The sequence below is a fragment of the Streptomyces sp. NPDC049837 genome (assembly GCF_040674455.1).
GTDB lineage: Bacteria > Actinomycetota > Actinomycetes > Streptomycetales > Streptomycetaceae > Streptomyces.
Genome location: NZ_JBFAMP010000001.1, coordinates 790,838 through 812,603, shown reverse-complemented (window position 1 = coordinate 812,603; position 21,766 = coordinate 790,838). Strand labels below are relative to the sequence as shown.

The window sequence follows — 21,766 nt, the reverse complement described above, 5'->3', positions numbered from 1 at the left end:
ACTCTGAAAATTGCAGAGTGTGGTGTTCTCGGTGCCCGCCGCATGGCACACTCATCCAAACAGCGCGTGGGGAGGTCTTAAGTGAGCGAGCCGCGGTCCGCCCCCACCGTGGGACAGGTCGTACTCGGCAAGCGTTTGCAGGATCTGCGGGAGCGGGCCGGCCTGAGGCGGGAGGAGGCCGCCAAGGTGCTCCGGGTGGCACCGGCCACGATCCGCAGGATGGAGACCGCGGAAGTCGCGCTGAAGATCCCTTACGTACAGCTCCTGCTCCAGGCGTACGGGGTGCCCGCCGACGAGGCGGACGGCTTCGTCCAACTCGCCGAGGACGCCAACAAACCCGGCTGGTGGCAGCGGTTCCACGACGTCCTGCCGGGCTGGTTCAGCATGTACGTCAGCCTGGAGGGCGCCGCGAGCGTCATCCGGGCCTATGAACCGCAGTTCGTGCCCGGCCTCCTCCAGACCGAGGAGTACGCCCGGGCGATCCTGCGCGGTGGCGCCGTCGGACAGGTCAGGCACGACGACATCGAACGGCACGTGGCGCTCCGGATGGAACGGCAGTCCCTGCTGACCCGCCCCGACGCGCCGAAGTTCTGGGTGATCATGGACGAGACGGTGCTGCGCCGTCCCGTGGGCGGCGGCCCCGCCATCATGCGGGCGCAGATCGACAGGCTGCTGGAGGCCGCCGAGCTGCCGAACGTCACCCTCCAGGTCGCCGAGTTCGCCACGGGCCACCACCCCGGCACCTACGGCCCCTTCGTCCTCTTCCGCTTCGCCATGCCCGAACTCCAGGACATGGTCTACAGCGAGTACCTGACCGGCGCGGTCTACCTCGACGCGCGCCCCGAGGTGGCCTCGCACCTCGAGGTCATGGACCGCATGGCGGCGCAGGCCGCCACCGCGCAACGTACGAAGGAAATCCTCAAGGATTTCCGCAAGGAGCTGTGAATGGATAGCGCGAAGCGCATATACAACGGCATGCCCGCCGCCGAACTCGGGGCCGACGGCTGGCACAAGCCGTGGAGCGGTGGCAACGGCGGCAATTGCATCGAGGCCATGAAACTGGCGGACGGCCGCGTCGCCGTCCGCCAGTCCGCCGACCCCGACGGGCCCGCGCTCATCTACAGCCACAAGGAGATCGCCGCGTTCATCCAGGGGGCCAAGTCGGGCAAGGCCGACTTCCTGCTCACCGAGGCCTAGGTACCGGGCGGCACCAGCGTGACGAGGAACCTCTTCGCCGGGCCGGTGTTCCCGGCCGAGTCGATCGTCCGGTACTCCACGGTGTGCGTGCCGTACTCGGGCGTCGCGTCGTCCCACGGCACCACGCGCGGGGTGCCGAGCTTCCCGTACACCAGGCCGTCGATCTCCGTGCCGCCCGGCGTGAACCGGAACGGCGCGTCCGCGTCCGTCGGCCAGCCGTAGTACGTGTACCAGCCGTCACCGTCCACCCGGAACTGGCTGACGACGTAACCCTCCTGGTCGTCGCGGGCGGTCAGCCGCATCGTGAACGGGCCGTCGTAGACGTACTCCACCGGCCGCCCGGGCCGGTGCACCGTGCGCAGTGGCTTCGACAGCTCGTACGAGGCCGAGGCCGCCGTCCCGTCGACCGTCCAGCGCAGCTCGCGGTCCGTGCCCGCGATCCGGGCGGTCAGCGTGTGCGTGGTGCCGGGGCGCAGCCGCAGCGCCGACAGGTCCAGGTCACGGTCGTTGCCCGGGTTGGCGACCGGGCGGCCGTCCAGCCGCCACTGGACGGCGAGCGTCCGGTCGGCCGGGTGCGTGGTGTCGGCGTACACCACCGACCGGGCCCCCACGGGCGCGCCGGTGGCCGTGTGCCCGGTGAACTCCGGTGCCACGGCGGCCGGATGGGTCACCACCGACGTGTCGACCGTCCACGTGACGGTACGGGTCAGCGCCGCCGAGCCGCGCACCGCCGGGTCCCGCACGAACGGCGTCGGGTCCGTCACCGTCGCCGTCAGCGTGTGCCTGCCGCGCGCCACGTCCAACTGCCGCAGGTCCAGCGTGCGGGCCCCGGCCCCGGCCGCCGGCCGCACCGGCCGCCCGTCCAGCCGCCACACCACGTCCAGTTCGCCGCCGAGCGGGTGCAGGGTGTCGACCCACACCGTCCGGTCGGCGCCGATCGGCGCGGCGCTCGGCGTGTGCCCCTGCACCAGGTTCACCTTCGCCGAGATCGCCTGGACCATCACCTCCCGCCCCACCTGGTCGAAGGCGTACCCGAGCGTCTTCATGATCGAGTGCTTGCTCGGCCGCCACACCCCCTTGGTGCTGTACAGGCCGCCCTCGTACCGCCCGATGACGCCGCCCGACTCGCTCTTCTCGCCCAGCCAGCGCCACCACTTGGCCCGCTGGTCCTTCATCTGCTGCTCGGTGAGCACGGTGTGGTGCGCGGACGACGGCTCGCCGCCCTCGTACGTCCCGCCCGGCACCCCGCGCCCGTAGTAGTCGTACTCGTCCTGGAGCTTGCCCAGCGAGTGGCCGATCTCGTGCGGGGTGATGAGGGAGGAGAGCGCGTTGCCGCCGGACGCGGTGGCGTAGGTGCCGCCCGCGCCGCCGTAGGTGTCGCTGTTGGCGAGGGCGACGATCTGCCGGTTGGCGCTCGTCGAGCCGGGCACGAGGTCGGCGAGGGCGTTCGCCGCACCGCTGTCCACGGTCAGCAGCCGCTGCACGCTGTTCGCGTCGCAGCCGTTCCAGAACCCCATCCCGAGCGGTGTGTCCCGGCGCGGCGCGTCCAGGCCCGGATCGCAGTCGACACCCGACTCGGCGGAGGGCACTTCGACGGCCCAGACGTTGATGTACGAGCGGTAGGAGGCGAACGGCTCGATGCTCCACAGGACGCCGAGGTGCTTGTCGACGTCCGCCCGGAACTCCGGGAGCTGTTCGGCGGTGTAGCCGTCCCCCAGCAGGACCAGGTTGAACCGCTTGTCGGCGGGGCCTGTGGTCTGTACGGGGACGACGGTGGCGTTCTCGGTGACAGGGACGCGCTCCCCGGCGGTGGCCGGTCCGGCGCCCACCAGTGCGGTGGTGAGAAGTGAGGCCGCGCCGATCAGCGCGGCGACTCGTCCAGGGCGTGTGGCAACCATGGGGCCGGAGCGTACGGTGCGCCCAACGCGCCGTAAAGACAGCCGTGTTGGCCACTGGTGCCGTCGTTACGCGAGATAGCCCAGCCCCGGGTGCTCGGCCACGTACGCGTCCAGCAGCCGGCGTGCCACGGACACCGAGTCGACCAGCGGGTGCAGCGCGAACGCCCGCACGGCCGCCTCCCGCGAGGCGCCCTCCGCCGCCTCCATCACCTCGCGCTCCACCGCCTTCACCGCCGTCACCAGGCCCGCCGCGTGGTACGGCAGCGGCGCCACCGACACCGGGTGGGCGCCGTTCGCGTCCACGAAGCAGGGCACCTCGATCACCGCGTCCACGTCGAGCACCGACAGGGTCGTGCGATTGCGGACGTTCAGGATCAGCGTGGTGCGCTCGTCACGGGCGATGGCCCGCATCAGCGCCAGGGCCACCTTCTCGTAGCCGCCGGACTCCAGGTCCTCCTCCGCCCGCTCACCGACGCCGGCCGCCTCCCGGTTGGCCGCCATGTAGGTGGCCTCCCGCTCGGCGAGCGTGGCGTACCAGCTTTCCAGGGACGGGGAGCCGTAGAACGCGGTCTGCTGTTCGCGCAGGTACGCCCCGCGCGTCCGCGCCGCCTCCCGGTAGGCCCGGACCGCCTCGCGGTTGAAGTAGTAGTAGTGCAGGTACTCGTTGGGGATCGCGCCCAGCGAGCGCAGCCACTCGGCGCCGAAGAGCTTGCCCTCCTCGAAGGAGCCCAGCGCCTGGGGGTCCGCCAGCAGCCGTGGCAGCTCGTCCCGCCCGGCCACCCGCACCCCGCGCAGCCAGCCGAGGTGGTTCAGCCCCACGTAGTCGAACCACGCCTCGTCCGGATCGGCGCCCAGCAGCCTCGCCACGCGCCGCCCCAGGCCCACGGGCGAGTCGCAGATGCCGATCACCCGGTCGCCCAGGACCCGTGACATGGCCTCCGTCACCAGCCCGGCCGGGTTGGTGAAGTTGATGACCCAGGCGTCCGGGGCGACCTCGGCGATCCGCCGCGCGATCGCCACCGCCACCGGGACCGTGCGCAGCCCGTACGCGATGCCGCCCGCGCCGACCGTCTCCTGCCCCAGCACGCCCTCGGCGAGCGCGACCCGCTCGTCCGCCGCCCGCCCGGCCAGGCCCCCGACACGGATCGCGGAGAACACGAAGTCCGCGCCCCGCAGCGCCTCGTCGAGATCGGTGGTCGCCGTCACCACGGGCGCGTCCGGCACGCCCGCCGCCTGCTCGGCCAGCACCCCCCGGATCGCCCCGAGCCGGTCCGCGTCCACGTCGTACAGCGTGACCCCGGTGACCCGGCCCTCCGCGTGGTCGCCCAGCAGCGCCCGGTACACCAGCGGCACCCGGAACCCGCCGCCGCCCAGAATCGTCAGCCTCATGGCGGCCACGCTACCCGGATCACCCCAGGTCGAGCGCGTTGCGCAGGCCCAGCCGGTAGCGGGTGCGGTCGTGCCGCTTCAGGGACTCCAGCTCCGGGGCCCGGAACAGGGGCTTCACGGTGCACCGGGCCGCGTCCGAACCGATCCGGTCCAGCAGGGCGTTGACCGCCTGGCGGGCGGCGGCGTTGGCGCCCTCCATGGTCGCCAGGTCGATGTCGACCGACACGTAGTCACCCGCCAGGAAGAAGTTCGGCACCGCCGTGTCCGCCGGCGGGCGGAGGTGGAAGGTGCCGACCGGGTGGATCAGCAGCTCGTCCTCGTTGGTGGGGTTCGGTGTGCCGAGACCGTCCACGCCCGGGTCCAGGAACCACGAGTGCAGGGCGCCGTCCTTGAGCACGGCGCGGCCGGTGTCGTTGAGGGCCGCCTTGAGCTGGGCCCACACCTCGCGGGCGACCTGCTCGCGGGTGCACTGCTTGGCGGTCTTCCCGTACAGGATCCCCGGTTTGTCCCACTCGGAGATGTCCACCGACAGGCAGTCCACGGCCACGCCGTCGCCGTAGTCGGCGGGGAAGTCGCGGTGCGGCCAGTGCTCGGCCTGGGCGATCGCCGTCAACGACCAGGGTGAGTCGATGCAGTTGACATGCCCGTGGACCATGGGCGGGCGCTCGGTCAGATAGAACTGGATGCCCGTCATCCAGTCCGTCTGGAGCCTGTCGCACCGCGCGAGGCGCGGGTCCGCCGCGCGCAGCGCCGCACCCCAGGTGCGCCGGGCGTGCTCGACCGGCAGCGCGCAGATGTAGTGGTCGGCCGTCACCGTGGTGCGTACGCCGCCGGGGTCCTCGACCAGCGCGCCGGTCACCCTGCCGGCGCCGTACAGCACCTCGCGCAGGGTCCAGCCGATCCGGAACTCGACGCCCAGGGACCTGAGGTGCGCCTCCCAGGGGTCGATCCACGCCTCGTTGGTGGGCGCGTTGAGGATGCGGTCCGGCGGGCCGTCCGCGCCCCGGCCGAGCGCGTTGAACACGAACGCCTCGCCGAGGGTGCCGACCGTGCGGGTACTGGCCTCCTCCGCCTTGGTGGCCACGATGTTGCGGGTGATGCCGATGGCCAGTATCCGCTGGTACGTCTCCGACATCCGCGCCGCGCGGGTGAAGTCCCACCAGGGCGTGCGCTCCCACACCTCGTCGCGCCGCTCGTCGCAGCTCGTCAGGAAGACGAGCGCCCGGTTGACGAAGTACGCGGCCTCGTGGAGGGGCAGTCCGGTGGCCGTTTCGACGAGCGCGGTCAGGGCGCGGCGGATCTCGTCGAGGGTGAGCCGCTCCGGGGTGTGGCCGGGCCAGGGGATGGGCATCCGCAGGTCCTCGCGGCCCGTGCGGGCGAACATCATCTCGCGCGGTGCGACCAGGTTGTCGAAGACCCCGCGGGCGTTGCCGGGGAAGGGGATGCGGCGCATCGTGTCGGGGAGGTTGTGGTAGATGCCCGGGATGAAACGGAAGCCGTGCTCGGCGGGCAGCGGTCTGCGCCCGCCCCTGGCGCTGCCGGGCACGTCCATGCTGCGGGCCTTGCCGCCGAGCGCCCGCCGCTCGTAGACGGTGACCCGGAAGCCGCGCTCGGCCAGCTCGTGCGCGGCGGTGAGCCCGGCGACCCCGCCGCCGAACACCGCGACGGCGGGGGCGGCCGCCGGTGCCGCCGCCGGGGCCGCGGCGGCCCGGGCCGGCAGGGCGCCCACCCCGACCGCGCCGGTGACGGCGGTGGCGCCCGCCATGAAGGTGCGTCGCGTCGTACCCGTACGGTGCATGCCCCACCCACCCCTTACCCGCGGTAACGGTCACGTCGGTCGCAGGAGCATAGGGCCGCCCCGCCGGACCCGGAACCACCGTGCGTCCCCCTTCGCACAGGGGCCGGCACAATGGCCGGATTCCGCCACCCGGGGGCGGACCGGCTCAGCCCGCGTAGAAGCGCCTGACGGCCTTGAGGAACTCCTTGGAGTCGATCCGCCCGCTGCCGTCGGCATCGAGCTGCCCGAAGTACTCCCCTGCCTCGTCCGCGGACATCCCCAGGAAGCCGCCCGCGCGCAGGAATTCGTCCCGGTCGATCGAGCCGTCGTCGTCGGTGTCGAGCACCTCGAACAGCGTCCTGGACACCTCGCCCTTGCCCGGGCGGTCCGGGGAGCGGAAGGCGGGGGAGGTGCGGACGGCCACGTACTCCTCGGCGGTCAGACTCCCGTCGCCGTCGGTGTCGCCGATCGACAGCAGGAAGTCGAACTGCTCGTCGTTGGCCTCCAGCAGCGCGCGGCCCTTGGCCGCGTCCTCCGGGATGCCCACCTCGGTCAGCAGCCTGCGCGGGGCCCGCAGGAAGTCGTCCCGGTCGACGGACCCGTCGCCGTCCGCGTCCATGCGCTGGAACTCCTGGACGGCGTTCAGCCTGGCCTTGTCAGTGGTGTCGGTCATGCTCCCAGAGCCTGCCAGCCACGGCGCCGCCCACCACCGAGCCTCCGGTCAGGTTCGCCCTGACGAGTGAGGCGAGCCCGCCAGCCAGGCCGCGACCGCCGCGGCGATCGGCTGGCCCGTCTCCAGCTCCACGAAGCCGAACTGCCCGCCCTGGTTGCACTCCAGGAACCACCACAGGCCCTCGGCGTCCTCGGCGAAGTCGAACGCGGCGTACGCGAGGCCGGCCAGGTCCATGAAGTCGCCGACCGGCCGGGCGATCCGGTCGGGCACCCCGACCGGCTCCCAGCCGTGCCCGGTGTCGCCGTAGCGCCCGTCGACCTGCCCCTCGGCGGATACCTTGCGCGCCGCGAACAACTGCCCGCCGACACAAGTGAGCCGGATGTCGGCCCGCTTGACCACGTACCCCTGGAGCAGCGTCGGCCCGGCCGCGACACCGGCGAAGTCCGTGCCCGGCTCCACCAGCGTGGTCGGCAGCGCGACCGGCGGGTCGGTGCGCGGCGGACCCGACAGGGACTTGACCACCACCCGTCCGTGCCGCGCCGCGAACTCCTCCGCCACCCGGGGAAAGGTCGTGACGAGGGTGGGCGGCACGGCGAAGCCGCTGTGGTGCGCGACCCTCAACTGCCAGGGCTTGTACCGGGCCTGGGCCGCCTGCCGGGGATGGTTCATCCAGCGTGCCGTGGTGGAGTACAGCATCCCGTACAGCGCCTGGGCGGTCTCGGCGGTCAGCCACGCCGAGGCCTCCGGCGCGTGCGCCGCCGGCTCGCCGGGCCTGCGCACCCACACGGAACGCAGGGCCCGGGAGCTGACCATGCGCCCCTGGGCCGACAAGTAGCAGTGGAAGTCCCCGCGGACGTACTCGGCCGACAGGTCGGCACCCCCGGGCAGGTCGGCGGGGTCCAGGCGCACCAGCGGAACTCCCCGCTCGTGCAGCTCGGTCACCACCATGTCCGCCGTGACGTCCTGAGGGCTCGTCAGGATCAGTACGGTCATCGGTGCGCGGGCCGGGTCGCTCAGTCGTCGAAGTGCGTCTGGGAGCCGGCCGTGGACGTCGTCGTGCCGGCGGCCAGGAGCAGCGCACGGTCACTGATGGCCGGGCGCCCGTCCGGCAGGACGTTGAGCTGGAGCGCCGGGTCGTACGCGTAGAGAGCGGTGACGTCCTCCGAAGCCTTCTGCGGACGCGCGTAGCTGCACGCGAACGGCTGCATGATCCCCTCCATCACTTCGTCAACTTCGGTACATGTGACGGTACGCGGTACATGTGTAGTGATCTCATTACTCTCCGCTGCAATACGGACACGGGTCGGGTGCGGCCGCCCCCGACCGGCAGAATGGACGTATGTCCCGACGCACCGGCGGCCGCCGCACCACACCCCGCCCGACCTCCCGTAACGCCCGATCCGCCGGGCGCCCGCAGCCCGCGCCCGAGGTCCGTCCCGACACCCCGTGCCCCTGTGGTCTGCCGGCCCCCTACGGGTCCTGTTGTGGCCGTTTTCACACCGGTGAGACGCTCGCCCCGACCGCCGGGTTGCTTATGCGCTCCCGCTACTGCGCCTTCGTCGTCCGGGACGAGCAGTACCTGCTGCGCACCTGGGCACCGGCCACCCGCCCGCGGGGCGTCGACTTCGACCCCGCGATGCGCTGGACCGGCCTGGAGATCACCGACACCACGGACGGCACCCTCTTCCACACCACCGGCACGGTCACCTTCGTCGCCCACTACACCCACCAGGGCGAGCCGGGCGCGCTGCGCGAACAAAGCCGCTTCGAGAAGGCCGACGGCGCCTGGGTGTACGTGGACGGCACCTTCACCGACTAGGGCTCTTCACCGGCTGGGCCCCGCACCGGTAGGCCCTTCACCGACCAGGCATGGACGCCGCCAGGTCCTCCGCCAGGAGCCGTTTCGCGATGGCGTCCACCGCCGCCCGCAGTTCGGGCCCGCTGGGGCGGCCGCTCTCCCGCTCGACCTGCCCGGCCAGCCACCGCCCCCACTCGTCGCTGATCACCCGCGCCTCGCGCGCCCCCGCCCCGGTGTGCGAGAACAGGTGCCCGTCCCGCGTCAGGTACCCCTCCTCGACCATCCGGTCGAACACCGGCACCAGCACCTCCGGCGGCAGCCTCCGGCGCGCCGCGATCAGGCCCAGGCTCGCGTGCCCCACCAGCCGGGTCAGCAGTTCCACCTGCATCACCGCCCACGCGCCCGCCACGTCCAGCCGTGTGTCGGACGCCTCGATCACCTTCCGTACCGTGTTCGGGTCCATCCGGCGCAGCAGCCTGCCCACCGCCAGCTCCAGCAGCCGCGCCGAGTCGGCGGTCGCGACCGGCGACGAGAACCCCTCGCCCATGTCCGGCGCCGTGGCCCGGGCCGTGTCGCGCAGCCGCACCTGCTTGAGGAACAGCGCCACCACGAACCCGACGGCCGCCACCGGCACCGTCCACAGGAACACGGTGTGCAGCGTGTCCCCGTACGCCTCGATCACCGGCGCGGCCTGGTCAGCCGGCAGCGCGTGCACCCCCGCCGGGCTCTGCGCCGCCCGCGCCAGGACCGCCGGGTCGGGCGCCCCTGTGACCGCGGCCGCCTCGCGGATGCCCTCCGCCAGGTTGGGCCCCAGCGCGTTGGCGTAGATCGTGCCGAAGACCGCCGTGCCGAAGGACATGCCGAGCGTGCGGAAGAAGGTCACGCCCGACGTGGCCGTGCCGAGGTCGGCGTACTCCACCGTGTTCTGCACGGCGATCGTCAGCACCTGCATGCACAGCCCGATTCCGGTACCCAGCACGAACATGTACAGCGACTCCGGCCAGGTCCCCGTCCCCGGGCCCATCAGGGACAGCAGGAACAGCCCGGCGCCCATCACCAGCGAACCGACGATGGGAAAGACCCGGTACCGGCCCGTTCTGCTGACGACGTTGCCGCTGTACACCGACGCGATCAGCAGGCCCAGCACCATGGGCAGGGTCCGGACGCCGGAGACGGTCGCCGAGTCCCCGTCGACGTACTGGAGGTACGACGGCAGGAAGATCATCGCGCCCAGCATGGCGAAGCCCACGATGAAGCTCAGGGCCGAGCAGATCCCGAAGACGGGGTTCCGGAAGAGCCGCATCGGCAGCATCGGCTCGGCCGCGCGCGTCTCGGCCACGCAGAACATCGCGAGCGCCACCAGCCCGCCCGCGAACAGCCCGAGGATCACCGGCGAGCCCCACGCGTACTCGTTGCCGCCCCAGCTCGTCGCCAGGATCAGCGCGCTCGCGCCCACGGTGACCAGCGCGATGCCCGGGTAGTCGATGACCGGGCGGCCCGCCGACCGGACGGAAGGGATGGTGCGGGCGGCGGCGATCACCACGAGGACGGCGATGGGGACGTTGACGTAGAACGCCCAGCGCCAGGACGCGTGGTCGGTGAACAGCCCGCCCAGCAGCGGCCCGATCACCGTGGAGACACCGAAGACCGCGCCGATCGCACCCTGGTACTTCCCGCGCTCGCGCAGCGGGATGACGTCCGCGATCAGCGCCATGGCCGTCACCATCAGCCCGCCCGCGCCGATGCCCTGCACCCCGCGCCACACGATCAGCAGGGGCATGTTCGCCGCGAGCCCGCACAGGAACGACCCGGTGATGAAGACGACCGCCGAGACCTGGAAGACCACCTTGCGGCCGAAGAGGTCGCCGAACCTGCCGACCAGCACGGTGGCGACCGTCTCCGCGAGCAGGTACGCGGTGACCACCCACGACATGTGCGAGGCACCGCCCAGGTCCGCCACGATCGTCGGCAGCGCCGTCCCGACGATCGTCTGGTCCAGCGCCGCGAGCAGCACGCCCAGCATGATCGTCACGAAGACGACGTTCCGCTGCCGGGCATCGAGCACCGGCGGCGCGGCGGGCGGGGCGGCGGTCGTCGTCACGCTTGCACCCTCACACCGGCGGACCACCCCCGCATGCGGGCACGGTCCGGACCGGTGACCGGAGGCGTCAGAGCTCGATCTGGTACCGGATGAAGCCGCGGTTCTCGGCCACCTTGTCGTAGAGCCGCCGTGCCGTCGCGTTGGACTCGTGGGTGTTCCAGTAGACACGCATGCAGCCCCGCTCGCGCGCCCACTCCGTCACGGCGGCGATCAGCTCCCGGGCGACGCCCCGGCCGCGCACGTCGGGCGCGGTGAACAGGTCCTGGAGGTAGCACACATCGGGCCCGGAGGTGTTGGCGTGCGTGAAGAAGTGGGTGATCCCGACGAGCCGGCCGTCCAGCCACGCCCCCAGCGCGTGCATCCGGGTGTCCGCCTGGAACTCGCTCCAGGACCGCTCGTACATCTCGGGTGGCTCGACCCTCTCGTAGAAGTCGATGTACGCGCGGAAGAGCGACTCCCAGGCGTCCCGGTCGGACGGCTTCAGCCTGTCGATACTGATCATGGGGTTACGATCGCACGGCCTCTTCCGGGGCCGCCCCGGGGGGGCCATGCCCCCCCGGGGCCCCGGCCGTCAGTGCCAGGCCGCGCGCGGCCGCAGGATCAGCCCCGGGTTGTAGGCGCCGAGCACCTTGTTCGCCCGGGCCAGCGCCGCCAGCGCGTGCTCGCGGTCCGCCTGGTCGTCCGCGCACATCGGGGCGCGGAACCGGTACACCTCGCGCGCCGCGCACTCGGCGTCGACCTCCGCCTGAAGGATGCCGATCGGCATGCACGACCCGATCAGGGCGGCGACCCGATCGGGGATCGGGACGGGGATGAGGGGCGACGCGGTCACGTGGAGTCCTTCACTGCTGTGCGCTGCTTGTGGCAGCCGTCTGTTTGCTGTGCTCCCTCCATGGGTACAGCATCAGGTTCGCGTTTTCCCCAAAGGTTTGTATCTGTGCTGCAACCGTTTGCCCCCGAGGCCGTTGATTTTCTGTTACGCGGGAGTAAGTTGAGCGCTCCGTAAGTCTGAGGTCTCGGACGGGAGCCGGCCATGGGCGTGCGCAAGGACCTGAGGAGAGCCCGGAAGCGCGACGATCTCGCCCGGCGCGTGGAGATCGAACTGGTCCGGGACGAGCACGGCGCCGTACGCGAGGTGCGCGCCGCCCCGCTCGCCGGCCCCGGCGCCGGTCCGGGCACCATCGCGGACATCCCGTACGCCAACGCCCGGGAGGCACCCGACGCCGTCGTGCTGCGCCGCAAGGCCGGGGACTCCTGGCAGCCGGTCACCGCCGCCGCCTTCGCCCGCGAAGTCACCGCCGTGGCCAAGGGCTTGATCGCCGTCGGGCTGGAACCGGGCGGCCGGGTCGCGCTGATGTCCCGCACCCGCTACGAATGGGCCGTCCTCGACTTCGCCGTCTGGGCGGCCGGGGGACAGTCCGTACCCGTCTACGCCACCTCCTCCGCCGCGCAGATCACCTGGATCCTCCGTGACTCCGGCGCCCGCTTCCTCGTCGCCGAGACGGACGAGCAAGCCGAGACCGCCGAACGCGCCGCCCTCGAACTCCCCGCCTCTCCGCGCATCTGGCGCATCGACGCCGGCGCCCTCGACGAACTCGCCGCGCTGGGGCGGGACATACCCGACGAGGAGGTCGAGCGGCGGCGCGCCGCCCTCACCCCCGGCACCATCGCCACCCTCTGCTACACCTCCGGCACCACCGGGCCGCCCAAGGGGTGTGTCCTCACCCACGCCAACCTGCACGCCGAAGCCGCCAACACCGTCGAGCTGCTCCACCCGGTCTTCACGGAGGTGACCGGACAGACCGCGTCCACCCTCCTCTTCCTGCCCCTCGCGCACATACTCGGCCGCACGCTCCACATAGCCTGCCTCCTCGCCCGGATCGAGACGGGCCACTGCCCCAGCATCAAGCCGGACGAACTCCGCCCCGAACTGCGGCGGTTCCGGCCGACGTTCGTGGTCGGCGTGCCCTACCTCTTCGAGAAGATCCACGACACGGCACGCGCCACAGCCGAGAAGATCGGGCGCGGGGCGTCCTTCGAGCGCGCCGACCGCGTCGCCGTACGGTTCGGCGAGGCGTACCTCGCCAAGTACCTCGGCACCGGAAAGGGCCCGGGCCCCGGGCTGTACCTGGCATGGGCGCTGTACGACCTGCTGGTCTACCGGCGCGTGCGCAAGGAGCTCGGCGGGCGGCTGCGCTACGCGATCAGCGGCGGCTCCCCGCTGGACCGGCGGCTCAACCTTTTCTTCTACGCGGCCGGGATCATCGTCTACGAGGGCTACGGGCTGACCGAGACCACCGCGGCGGCCACCCTCATCCCGCCGCTCGCCCCGCGCCCCGGGACGGTCGGGCTGCCCGTGCCCGGCACCGCCATACGCATCGCCGAGGACGGCGAGGTGCTGATCAAGGGCGGCATCGTCTTCGGCGCCTACTGGAACAACCCCGCCGCCACGGAGCAGGTGTTGCGCGAGGAGTGGTTCGCCACCGGCGACCTGGGCGCGCTCGACGACGACGGGTACCTCACGATCACCGGACGGAAGAAGGACATCCTGGTCACCTCCGGCGGCAAGAACGTTTCCCCCGCCGTGCTGGAGGACCGGCTGCGCAGCCGCCCGCCGGTCGGCCAGTGCATCGTCGTCGGCGACAACCGCCCCTACGTCGCCGCCCTCGTGACCCTCGACCCCGACGCCGTCGCCCACTGGCTGGCGGTCCGCAAACGCCCCGCCGCCACTCCGCTCACCGAACTGTGCGAGGACCCCGAGCTCCTCGCCGACGTCCAGCGGGCGGTCGACCACGCCAACGAGGCCGTCTCGCGGGCGGAGTCGATACGGCGCTTCCGCGTCGTACCGGGGGAGTTCACCGAGGACAACGGGCTGCTCACGCCGTCCCTGAAGATCAAGCGCCATGCGGTGGTGGCGGCGTACGCGGACGAGATCGAGGCCCTGTACGCGTGAGGCCTGCACGCGTGAGGCCGGGTGCTGCCGCAGCGGTTCACCCGCCGGACCGCCGGCCTGCCTCCGCGCGCAGGTGCAGCGCCCGCAGCACCGCCTCCGTGGCGAACCGGGTCTGCGGGGCGGTGAGCCGGCCGCCGAAGCGGGCCTCCAGGGTGCGCATCCGGTAGCGCACCGTCTGGGGGTGCACATCGAGCAGCTCGCCCATCTGCGCGGCGGTGCCACGGGTGTCCAGCCAGGTGCGCAGCGTCTCGATGAGCCGGGTCCGGCGGGTCGGGGTCAGCCCGGCGAGCGGGGCGAGCTGACGCTCCGCCAGTTGGTCGACGAGGCCCGGGTCGGCGAGCAGCCAGAGGGTCAGCAGGTGATCGGCGCAGAAGGTGAGCGGCGCGTCCTCGATGACGTCGGCGTCGATCAGCTCCAGGACGCGCCGGGCCCAGCGCAGCGAGTCGGCGGCGGACGCGGTGGGGACGGTGAGGCCGACGGCGGCGCGGGCGGTGGGGAACGCGGCTGCCAGCATCCGTCTTCGGGCGTCGTCCACCTCGCCGGGGAGGAGCAGGTGCGGCTGGGGATCGCCCAGGTCGAGCAGGACATCGTTGTCGATCCCGGAGCGGGGGGCCCGGGCGGGGGAGCGGAGGGCGACGAGCGTGACCCGGGCGGGCAGCGGCCAGCCGGTCTGCTCGGCCAGCTCGGCGACGGCGGTGCGCGGTGCGGGCGGCGCTGCGAGGATCAGGTGCAGCAGCCGCCTGCGTAACCCGTCGGTCTGCTCGACGGCCTCCGCCCGTACCTGGAGGTAGCCCTCGCGGGTGAGGGCCTCCAGCTCGTCGATGTAGGCGAACAGCGCGTCGGCGAAGCTGAGCATCAGGGTGGGGGACAGGTTGTAGCGACGGCCGACCTTCTTGGCGCGCCGCAGCGCGACCCGGGCGCCCAGGCGGTAGGCCCCTTGCAGGGTCTCCAGGCTGCGCCCCTCGTACGCCTCGAACCTGCCGAACCTCCGGCACATCTCGTCGCGCAGGGTCGTCGGCGCCGAGGGCGAGGCGACCTGGTCGACGAAGGCGGAGATGTTCTGCTCGACGCCCAGCCTGATCGCCTGCCCGTAGGGGCCGTTGAGGAGGCGGGCGTACTCGGGGTAGGCACGGGTGACCTCTATGCCTATCTCCTGGATGAGGCTCGGCAGTTCGGGCCGGATGATGGCGGCGAACTCCTGGGGGAGCGGCCCCAGTGGCTCGCCCGCGTCCGACGGCTGGGTGGCGGATCTCGGCATGACGGGTGGCCCCTCGGGAGGCGGCGGTGCGGGGAGCGCGTGGGGGGAAGCGCTCCCACGTGCGGACGGGGTTGAGCACTTCGTGGTGGTGCTGAGCAGTTCGTGGGGGTGGTGAGCACTTGGTGGGGTGCTGAGGACGTGGTGGGTGCTGAACATAGACCAGAAGCCCTTGCGCGCGCACCGGTTGGGACAGCGGCCACAGGCGTTGCACACGGATCTGGCCGAAGCCCGACCGTTGTCGCGGCCCGACGGTGGCCGATGAGCGATCGGAACGGCGGGATTGCTCACTTCCGGATAAGAAATCCCCGCGATCTGTTGCCCGGGAGACAAGAAAATACCCGGCGGTAAGAGTGTCCGGGAAAACTCACGGGCGAGTATTGCGCGGCCGGTTACTCGCTCGTAGCGTCAATCGCGCAAGGTGCTCGACCTGGTGGCCGTCCGAAATAGGCCCCGCGTTCCGTGAAGTGAGCCGCCACCGCTTTTCCCCGACGCGTACGAGCCGCATACGTGCCGGCGGACGAGCGGTCATCAGGTACGCCCGATCCCCCAGGAGGGAACAGCCCGTGCGACGCATTACCAGAACCTCCGCCATTTCCGCCGCCGCATTACTCGCCGTCGCCGCCGGAGTGACCGCGACGAACGCCTCGGCCGCCCCCCAGGCCCAGTGGACCGTCACCAACCCGGCCGCCGACGACAAGTTCACCGCCGCGCCCGTCCCCGGCGTGACGGCCGTGCTCAGCAACGCCAACACCGGCGCGCAGCTCGTCTGCACCACGTACGCCGCCTCGGGCACGGCGGCGGACGGCGTCCGCGCGAGCGGCACCGGCCTCGCCATCATCCAGAGCACCACCTTCGGCACGTCCGCCTCCCCGTGCACCGGCCCGCTCGGATCGAGGTGGACGGCGAAGAACAACGCCCCCATGTCGCTGAACGGAACCTCCTACAGCGCCGGCGTCTCCAAGGGCACCATCACCGGCATCGACATCACCCTCACCGGCAGCAGCGTGCTGGGCTCCTGCACGGCCAAGGTGACGGGCTCCGCCAACACCGGTACGTACACCAACTCCACCGGCGTCCTGGACGTCCAGGCCGACGCGACGCCGGCCCTCACCATCTCCGGCGTCACGGGCAACTGCGCCGGCCTGCTCAACAACGGCGACAAGGCCAAGTACACCGCCAAGTACAAGGTCACGCCGGTCATCACGGTGACCAGCCCGTAAGGGAAGGGACGCCAACCGCGCCCGGTCGTGAGCGGCCGGGCGCGGTCGATGCGGGAGGGCAGTGCGATGAGACGGACACGTGCGGCGGCGGTCGGCGTCGCCGTCCTGGTGGCCGGGATGATCCCCGGAACGGGCGTCGCCGTGGACGAGGGCGAGCAGACCGTGGACGCCGAGCTGGCCTACCGGTGCGCCGTGGCGAGTTCCGTGGGGGACGACGACCGGGTGTTACGGAGGGCCACGGTCCGCGTGTCGGCGGTGCTGCCGCGCCAGGTCATGGCCGGGCGGCCCGTCCGGGCGGAGGAGGTGACCGTACGGGTCCAACTGCCGCCCGAGGCGGTGGCCGACCTGACGGCGCTCGGCGCGGCGAAGGCGGGCGGAGCGGTGAGCCTCACCACGACGGTCGCCCGGAAGGGCGGCGAAACGGCCGAGGTGACCTGGTCGCAGTTGTCGGCCCCGGACACGGTTGTACCCGCTGTGGGGCCGTACACGATCGAGGCGCGGGGAGCCGTACCGACGGTGAACGCCGGCTCCGGAGGGGACCTCACCTTCTCGGCGGGGGCCCTCGGGGCGGACCTGCTGCCGCGCCGGGCGGACGACGCTCCCACCACGCCGCCGAACCTCTCCTTCGCCTGCACGCCCGAGCCGGGTGCCGACCCGGTGTTCGCCCGCGTCACCGTGCGCCCGGCGCCCGGGGCGGACCCGGCCCCGTCCCCGGTCCCGGCCCCGTCCCCGGTCCCGTCCCCGTCCCCGGTCCCGTCCCCGCCCCCGGTCCTGACCCCGGTCCCGACTCCCGCTCCCGCCCCCGCGCCTGTTCCGGTGCCGGGCCCCGGACGCGGGGGCACGGCGGCGGACGACTGCGTCGAGCCGCCGCCTGTCCCGTCCGTACCCGTCAAAGGCCATGGATACCTCGCCGGATACGCGAACGTCGCCAAGCTCGGTGGCGCGATGTTCCTGAAGGACCCCGGCCTGCTGCGCGTGAACATGAACAAGATGGTGCAGATCCGCTGCCCCTCGCCGAACGGCCCCTTCGCCACCCTGTACAGCGACGCCACGCTCGACCATCGCGGCAAGCCGCGCTTCCCGCCCGTCCGGTCGACGTTCCTCACCTTCGGTTTCATGCCGACGACGGCGACCGCCGAACTGACCCTGGACGGCCCGATCGAGATCGCCACGGACGCGTACCCGATCGACATGGAGCAGGGCAGGCTGCCGGAGGTGTCGACCGCGACGGCCGAGCTGTGGATACGGCTCTACGACGTCAGGGTCAACGGCACCCCGCTCGACGTCGGCCCCGCCTGCCGCACGGTCCGGCCCATGCGGCTCGTCCTGACCGGGCGCGGCTACCACGACTTCGCCAACCAGGCGTTCGGCTACACCGTCGACCGGGGCGGTCCGCTGACCGGCACCGCCGACATCCCGGAGTTCAGCGGCTGCGGGGTGAAGGAGGACCTGGACCGGCTGTTCACCGCGTCGGTCTCCGGCCGGAACAACTTCACCAGGATGACGCAGGGCCCGCTGTGCACCGAGCAGGACGCGACGTTCTGCCCCGATCCCCCCAGGCCCAAGCCCCAGAAGTGAACCGAGGAGTCGTCGGTGGGAACAGAAGTGGTCGTCGAGGGCCTCACCAAATCCTTCGGCGCGCAGAACATCTGGCAGGACGTCAGCCTCACCCTGCCCGCCGGCGAGGTCAGCGTGATGCTCGGTCCGTCGGGCACCGGCAAGACCGTGTTCCTCAAGTCCGTCATCGGGCTCCTCAAGCCGGAGCGCGGGCGCGTCCTCATCAACGGCGTCGACATGGTGAACAGCCCCGAGCGCGAGATCTACGAGACGCGCAAGCTTTTCGGGCTGATGTTCCAGGACGGCGCGCTCTTCGGCTCGATGTCGCCGTTCGACAACATCGCTTTTCCGCTGCGCGAACACACCCGCAAGAAGGAGTCGGAGATCCGCCGCATCGTCATGGAGCGGATGGACATGGTGGGACTCGTCGGCGCCGAGGAAAAACTGCCCGGCGAGATATCCGGCGGAATGCGCAAACGGGCCGGACTCGCGCGGGCGCTCGTACTCGATCCGCAGATCATCCTCTGCGACGAGCCCGATTCCGGCCTCGACCCCGTCCGCACCGCCTATCTTTCGCAACTCCTGATCGACCTGAATGCACAGATCGACGCCACGATGCTGATCGTCACGCACAACCTCGACATCGCGGCGACGGTTCCGGACAACATGGGAATGCTGTTCCGGCGCCGTCTCGTGACGTTCGGACCGCGCGAGGTCCTGCTCACCAGCGACGAGCCGGTCGTGGCTCAATTCCTCAGCGGGCGGCGCGAGGGCCCCATCGGCATGTCGGAGGAGAAGGACGCCGCGACGCTGGCCCGCGAACAGCGCACGGCCCCCGCGTACGCGCCCCGGGTGCCGGCGCCCCAACTGGAACCGTCCCCCGGCCTGCCGCCCCGCGCCGCCGTGCTGCGCCGCCGCGAACGGGTCCTCGGCATGCTGCCCGGCCTGCCGGAGGCCGCCCGCACCGCGATCCTCCGCGGCTACGCCCCCGCCGCCCCGAGGGGCGGTACCGCCTCATGAGCGTCGACCGGGCCGCGTCCGAGGACCCCCGCACCGGGCCGGAAGCACCCGCCCGGGCCGCGTCCGAGGACACCCGCACCGAACCGTCCTCCCCCCGACCGCCCGCCAAGCTCCTCGCGCCGCTGCGCGAAACCGGCAGGCTCTTCGCGCTCGCCGTCACCGTCGCCCGCGACATGTTCCGGCGGCCGTTCCAACTCCGCGAGTTCGTCGAGCAGTTCTGGTTCGTGGCCAGTGTGACCATCCTGCCCGCCGCGCTGGTGTCCATCCCGTTCGGCGCGGTCATCGCGCTCCAGGTCGGCTCGCTCACCCAGCAGCTCGGCGCCCAGTCGTTCACCGGCGGGGCCAGCGTCCTCGCCGTCGTCCAGCAGGCCAGCCCGCTGATCGTGGCCCTGCTGATCTCCGGCGCGGGCGGCTCCGCCATCTGCGCCGACCTCGGGTCGCGGAAGATCCGCGAGGAGCTGGACGCCATGGAGGTCATGGGCGTCTCGCCCATCCAGCGCCTCGTCGTGCCGCGCGTCCTCGCCACCATGCTGGTCGCCGTCCTCCTCAACGGCATGGTCTCCGTCGTCGGCACCCTCGGCGGTTACTTCTTCAACGTGATCATGCAGGACGGCACCCCGGGCGCCTACCTCGCCAGTTTCTCCGCCCTCGCCCAGTTGCCCGACCTCTGGATCAGCGAGATCAAGGCGCTGATCTTCGGCTTCCTCGCCGGCATCGTCGCCGCCCACCGGGGCCTCAACCCGCGCGGCGGCCCCAAGGGCGTCGGCGACGCCGTCAACCAGTCCGTCGTCATCACCTTCCTCCTCCTCTTCTTCGTCAACATGGTCCTCACGGCGATCTACCTCCAGATCGTCCCCGCGAAGGGGGCGTGACGATGGCTTCCCCGCTCGCCTGGCTCGACCGCTCCGGCGATCAGCTCATCTTCTACGTCAGGGCACTGGCGTGGATCCCCCGCACACTGCGCCGCTACTCCAGGGAAGTTCAGCGCCTGCTCGCCGAGGTCGCCTTCGGCAGCGGTGGCCTCGGAGTCATCGGCGGCACCATCGGCGTGATGATCGCGATGACCCTGTTCACCGGCACCGTCGTCGGTCTCCAGGGATACGCCGCGCTCAACCAGATCGGCACGTCCGCCTTCACCGGCTTCGTCTCCGCCTACTTCAACACCCGCGAGATCGCCCCGCTGGTCGCGGGCCTCGCCCTCTCCGCCACCGTCGGCGCCGGGTTCACCGCCCAGCTCGGCGCCATGCGCATCAACGAGGAGGTCGACGCCCTCGAAGCGATGGGGGTGCGGTCGATGCCGTACCTCGTCCCCACCCGCATCATCGCGGGCGTCGTCGCCATCATCCCGCTCTACGCGATCGGGCTGCTCTCCTCCTACGTGGCCTCCCGCACGGTCACCGTCCTGTTCAACGGCCAGTCGGCGGGCACGTACGACCACTACTTCACGCTCTTCCTCTCCCCGGACGACGTGCTGCTCTCCATCCTCAAGGTCCTGATCTTCAGCGTGCTGGTGATCCTCGCCCACTGCTACTACGGCTTCCGCGCCACCGGCGGCCCGGCCGGCGTCGGCGTCGCCGTCGGCCGGTCGGTGCGCAACGCCATCGTGCTGATCAGCGTGACCGACTTCTTCCTGTCCCTCGCCATCTGGGGCGCGACCACGACCGTGAAGGTGGCCGGATGACCGTGCACACGCTACGCAGACGTCTCGCCGGAGTCGTCTTCCTGCTCGTACCCGTCCTCCTCGCCGGGCTGTCGGTGGCGGTGTACGACAAGGAGTTCAGCCGCGACGCCACCGTCACCGTGCTGACCTCCAGCGCCGGCAACGAGATGCACCGAGGCGCGGAGGTGAAACTGCGCGGCGTCGTCATCGGCGAGGTGCGCGACATCCGGGCCGACGGCACCGGCGCCCGCCTCACCCTCGCCATCGACCCCCGCCACCTCGCGCGCGTCCCGGCCGATGTCACCGCGCAGATGCTGCCCACCACCCTCTTCGGCGAACGGTTCGTCGCGCTCGTACCGCCCGCCCGGAACCCGTCCTCCCGCGGCCCGTCCCCCCGCCCCCTCGCGGCAGGCGCCACCATCCCGCAGGACCGCTCCGCCAACGCCATCGAACTGGAGCAGGTCCTCGACCAGGTGCTCCCCCTGCTCACCGCCGTCAAGCCGGAGCAACTGTCCGCCACCCTCACCGCCGTCGCCCAGGCCCTCGAAGGGCGCGGCGAGCAGCTCGGCCGCACCCTCGTCACCCTCGAAGCCCACCTGAAGCGGCTCAACCCCCACCTGCCCGCCCTCAACCGCGACATCACCCACCTCGTCCAGGTCAGCCGCGTCTACGGCGACGCCGCCCCCGACGTACTCGACGCGCTCACCGACTTCACCACCACCAGCGGCACCCTCGCCGACGAACAGGCCCGGCTCGCCCGCCTGTACGGCACCACCACCGCGTCCGCCCAGGACCTCACGGACTTCCTCCGCACCAACCGCGCCAACCTCATCCGGCTCTCCGCCACTTCCCGCCCCACCCTGGAGCTGCTCGCCCGCCACTCCTCCTCCTTCCCCTGCACGCTGCGCACCCTCGCCGCCTTCGTCCCCGTCATGGACAAGGCGCTCGGCAAGGGCACCGGCGAACCCGGCCTCCACGTCAACGTCCGGACCGTCCCCTCCCTCGGCGCGTACGTGCCCGGCAAGGACCGGCCCGTGTACGACGCGACCGGCGGCCCCCACTGCTACACCGTCCCCTACACCGGGAAGCCCGCCCCCGCCGACCGGGGTCGCGGCCGCCTCGGCCTGCCGAACTCACCGCAGGAGAACCAGCTCGTCAACGAACTGATCGCCCCGGGCCTCAAGGCCGCCCCCCGGTCCCTCCCCGACTGGAGCACCGTCCTGACCGGCCCCCTCTTCCGCGGAACGGAGGTGACCCTCAAGTGA

Annotated in this window: 20 protein-coding genes; 10 read left to right on the top strand and 10 right to left on the bottom strand. The window is 71.8% G+C overall.

Annotated features, from left to right (window positions below; genetic code table 11):
* The first annotated feature begins 81 nt into the window (after positions 1–81).
* Positions 82–945 carry a helix-turn-helix transcriptional regulator gene (locus AB0J57_RS03660; RefSeq protein WP_366126261.1) on the top strand — a complete coding sequence of 288 codons (864 nt, stop codon included), beginning with the start codon at positions 82–84 and terminating at the stop codon, positions 943–945.
* Positions 946–1,197, top strand: coding sequence for a DUF397 domain-containing protein (locus AB0J57_RS03655; protein ID WP_366126260.1), 252 nt, complete (start codon positions 946–948; stop codon positions 1,195–1,197). It abuts the gene before it with no gap.
* Here the strand turns inward: AB0J57_RS03655 and AB0J57_RS03650 are convergent.
* The 6 genes from AB0J57_RS03650 to tgmA form a co-directional block, all read right to left on the bottom strand.
* Positions 1,194–3,095, bottom strand: coding sequence for a M64 family metallopeptidase (locus AB0J57_RS03650; protein ID WP_366126259.1), 1,902 nt, complete (start codon positions 3,093–3,095; stop codon positions 1,194–1,196). The genes AB0J57_RS03655 and AB0J57_RS03650 overlap by 4 nt on opposite strands.
* 66 nt (positions 3,096–3,161) lie before the next feature.
* Positions 3,162–4,484 carry a 6-phospho-beta-glucosidase gene (locus tag AB0J57_RS03645; protein WP_366126258.1) on the bottom strand — a complete coding sequence of 441 codons (1,323 nt, stop codon included), beginning with the start codon at positions 4,482–4,484 and terminating at the stop codon, positions 3,162–3,164.
* A gap of 19 nt (positions 4,485–4,503) precedes the next feature.
* Positions 4,504–6,282, bottom strand: coding sequence for an FAD-dependent oxidoreductase (locus tag AB0J57_RS03640; protein WP_366126257.1), 1,779 nt, complete (start codon positions 6,280–6,282; stop codon positions 4,504–4,506).
* Between the two features lie 145 nt (positions 6,283–6,427).
* Entirely contained in the window at positions 6,428–6,934 is a 507-nt protein-coding gene (locus AB0J57_RS03635; RefSeq protein ID WP_366126256.1) for an EF-hand domain-containing protein, read from the bottom strand.
* 48 nt (positions 6,935–6,982) lie between these two features.
* A complete protein-coding gene (gene tgmB, locus AB0J57_RS03630) occupies positions 6,983–7,927 on the bottom strand; it encodes an ATP-grasp ribosomal peptide maturase (protein ID WP_366126255.1) in 945 nt (314 codons plus the stop codon).
* Between the two features lie 20 nt (positions 7,928–7,947).
* Positions 7,948–8,142, bottom strand: coding sequence for a putative ATP-grasp-modified RiPP (tgmA, locus tag AB0J57_RS03625; RefSeq protein WP_366126254.1), 195 nt, complete (start codon positions 8,140–8,142; stop codon positions 7,948–7,950).
* Positions 8,143–8,273: 131 nt separating this feature from the next.
* On the opposite strand from tgmA, the gene AB0J57_RS03620 reads away from it, so the two are divergent.
* Positions 8,274–8,753 carry a YchJ family metal-binding protein gene (locus tag AB0J57_RS03620; protein WP_366126253.1) on the top strand — a complete coding sequence of 160 codons (480 nt, stop codon included), beginning with the start codon at positions 8,274–8,276 and terminating at the stop codon, positions 8,751–8,753.
* Between the two features lie 37 nt (positions 8,754–8,790).
* Here the strand turns inward: AB0J57_RS03620 and AB0J57_RS03615 are convergent, their stop codons facing one another.
* From AB0J57_RS03615 to AB0J57_RS03605, 3 genes are all read right to left on the bottom strand, one after another.
* A complete protein-coding gene (locus tag AB0J57_RS03615; RefSeq protein WP_366126252.1) occupies positions 8,791–10,833 on the bottom strand; it encodes an MDR family MFS transporter in 2,043 nt (680 codons plus the stop codon).
* A gap of 67 nt (positions 10,834–10,900) precedes the next feature.
* Positions 10,901–11,335 (bottom strand): GNAT family N-acetyltransferase, encoded by a 435-nt coding sequence (locus AB0J57_RS03610; RefSeq protein ID WP_366126251.1) that lies wholly within the window; start codon positions 11,333–11,335, stop codon positions 10,901–10,903.
* 69 nt (positions 11,336–11,404) lie between these two features.
* Entirely contained in the window at positions 11,405–11,665 is a 261-nt protein-coding gene (locus AB0J57_RS03605; protein ID WP_366126250.1) for a hypothetical protein, read from the bottom strand.
* Between the two features lie 201 nt (positions 11,666–11,866).
* Here AB0J57_RS03605 and AB0J57_RS03600 point away from each other — a divergent pair, with 201 nt between their 5' ends.
* A complete protein-coding gene (locus tag AB0J57_RS03600) occupies positions 11,867–13,786 on the top strand; it encodes an AMP-dependent synthetase/ligase (protein ID WP_366126249.1) in 1,920 nt (639 codons plus the stop codon).
* A 37-nt stretch (positions 13,787–13,823) separates the two neighbouring features.
* On the opposite strand, the gene AB0J57_RS03595 is transcribed toward AB0J57_RS03600, so the two are convergent.
* Positions 13,824–15,044 (bottom strand): helix-turn-helix domain-containing protein, encoded by a 1,221-nt coding sequence (locus tag AB0J57_RS03595; protein WP_366126248.1) that lies wholly within the window; start codon positions 15,042–15,044, stop codon positions 13,824–13,826.
* A gap of 563 nt (positions 15,045–15,607) precedes the next feature.
* Here AB0J57_RS03595 and AB0J57_RS03590 point away from each other — a divergent pair.
* The 6 genes from AB0J57_RS03590 (at position 15,608) to AB0J57_RS03565 (ending at position 21,766) form a co-directional block, all read left to right on the top strand.
* Positions 15,608–16,264 carry a hypothetical protein gene (locus AB0J57_RS03590; protein ID WP_366126247.1) on the top strand — a complete coding sequence of 219 codons (657 nt, stop codon included), beginning with the start codon at positions 15,608–15,610 and terminating at the stop codon, positions 16,262–16,264.
* A 66-nt stretch (positions 16,265–16,330) separates the two neighbouring features.
* A complete protein-coding gene (locus AB0J57_RS03585; protein ID WP_366126246.1) occupies positions 16,331–17,842 on the top strand; it encodes a DUF6801 domain-containing protein in 1,512 nt (503 codons plus the stop codon).
* Positions 17,843–17,857: 15 nt separating this feature from the next.
* Positions 17,858–18,841, top strand: coding sequence for an ATP-binding cassette domain-containing protein (locus AB0J57_RS03580; protein WP_366126245.1), 984 nt, complete (start codon positions 17,858–17,860; stop codon positions 18,839–18,841).
* The gene (locus AB0J57_RS03575; RefSeq protein WP_366126244.1) at positions 18,838–19,713 is read left to right on the top strand and encodes an ABC transporter permease; all 876 of its coding nucleotides are present in this window, start codon (positions 18,838–18,840) and stop codon (positions 19,711–19,713) included. The genes AB0J57_RS03580 and AB0J57_RS03575 overlap by 4 nt, the downstream gene beginning before the upstream one ends.
* 2 nt (positions 19,714–19,715) lie before the next feature.
* Positions 19,716–20,522: an ABC transporter permease gene (locus tag AB0J57_RS03570; protein WP_366126243.1), complete on the top strand. Its 807-nt coding sequence runs from the start codon at positions 19,716–19,718 to the stop codon at positions 20,520–20,522.
* Positions 20,519–21,766 carry an MCE family protein gene (locus AB0J57_RS03565; RefSeq protein ID WP_366126242.1) on the top strand — a complete coding sequence of 416 codons (1,248 nt, stop codon included), beginning with the start codon at positions 20,519–20,521 and terminating at the stop codon, positions 21,764–21,766. Before AB0J57_RS03570 ends, AB0J57_RS03565 begins: the two co-directional genes overlap by 4 nt.

Excerpts from the sequence above, each read along its gene's own strand:
- AB0J57_RS03655 (WP_366126260.1), top strand. The coding sequence starts at position 946 with ATGGATAGCGCGAAGCGCATATACAACGGCATGCCCGCCGCCGAACTC.
- AB0J57_RS03650 (WP_366126259.1), bottom strand. The coding sequence starts at position 3,095 with ATGGTTGCCACACGCCCTGGACGAGTCGCCGCGCTGATCGGCGCGGCC.
- AB0J57_RS03645 (WP_366126258.1), bottom strand. The coding sequence starts at position 4,484 with ATGAGGCTGACGATTCTGGGCGGCGGCGGGTTCCGGGTGCCGCTGGTG.
- AB0J57_RS03640 (WP_366126257.1), bottom strand. The coding sequence starts at position 6,282 with ATGCACCGTACGGGTACGACGCGACGCACCTTCATGGCGGGCGCCACC.
- AB0J57_RS03635 (WP_366126256.1), bottom strand. The coding sequence starts at position 6,934 with ATGACCGACACCACTGACAAGGCCAGGCTGAACGCCGTCCAGGAGTTC.
- tgmB (WP_366126255.1), bottom strand. The coding sequence starts at position 7,927 with ATGACCGTACTGATCCTGACGAGCCCTCAGGACGTCACGGCGGACATG.
- tgmA (WP_366126254.1), bottom strand. The coding sequence starts at position 8,142 with ATGCAGCCGTTCGCGTGCAGCTACGCGCGTCCGCAGAAGGCTTCGGAG.
- AB0J57_RS03620 (WP_366126253.1), top strand. The coding sequence starts at position 8,274 with ATGTCCCGACGCACCGGCGGCCGCCGCACCACACCCCGCCCGACCTCC.
- AB0J57_RS03610 (WP_366126251.1), bottom strand. The coding sequence starts at position 11,335 with ATGATCAGTATCGACAGGCTGAAGCCGTCCGACCGGGACGCCTGGGAG.
- AB0J57_RS03600 (WP_366126249.1), top strand. The coding sequence starts at position 11,867 with ATGGGCGTGCGCAAGGACCTGAGGAGAGCCCGGAAGCGCGACGATCTC.
- AB0J57_RS03595 (WP_366126248.1), bottom strand. The coding sequence starts at position 15,044 with ATGCCGAGATCCGCCACCCAGCCGTCGGACGCGGGCGAGCCACTGGGG.
- AB0J57_RS03585 (WP_366126246.1), top strand. The coding sequence starts at position 16,331 with ATGAGACGGACACGTGCGGCGGCGGTCGGCGTCGCCGTCCTGGTGGCC.
- AB0J57_RS03575 (WP_366126244.1), top strand. The coding sequence starts at position 18,838 with ATGAGCGTCGACCGGGCCGCGTCCGAGGACCCCCGCACCGGGCCGGAA.
- AB0J57_RS03570 (WP_366126243.1), top strand. The coding sequence starts at position 19,716 with ATGGCTTCCCCGCTCGCCTGGCTCGACCGCTCCGGCGATCAGCTCATC.
- AB0J57_RS03565 (WP_366126242.1), top strand. The coding sequence starts at position 20,519 with ATGACCGTGCACACGCTACGCAGACGTCTCGCCGGAGTCGTCTTCCTG.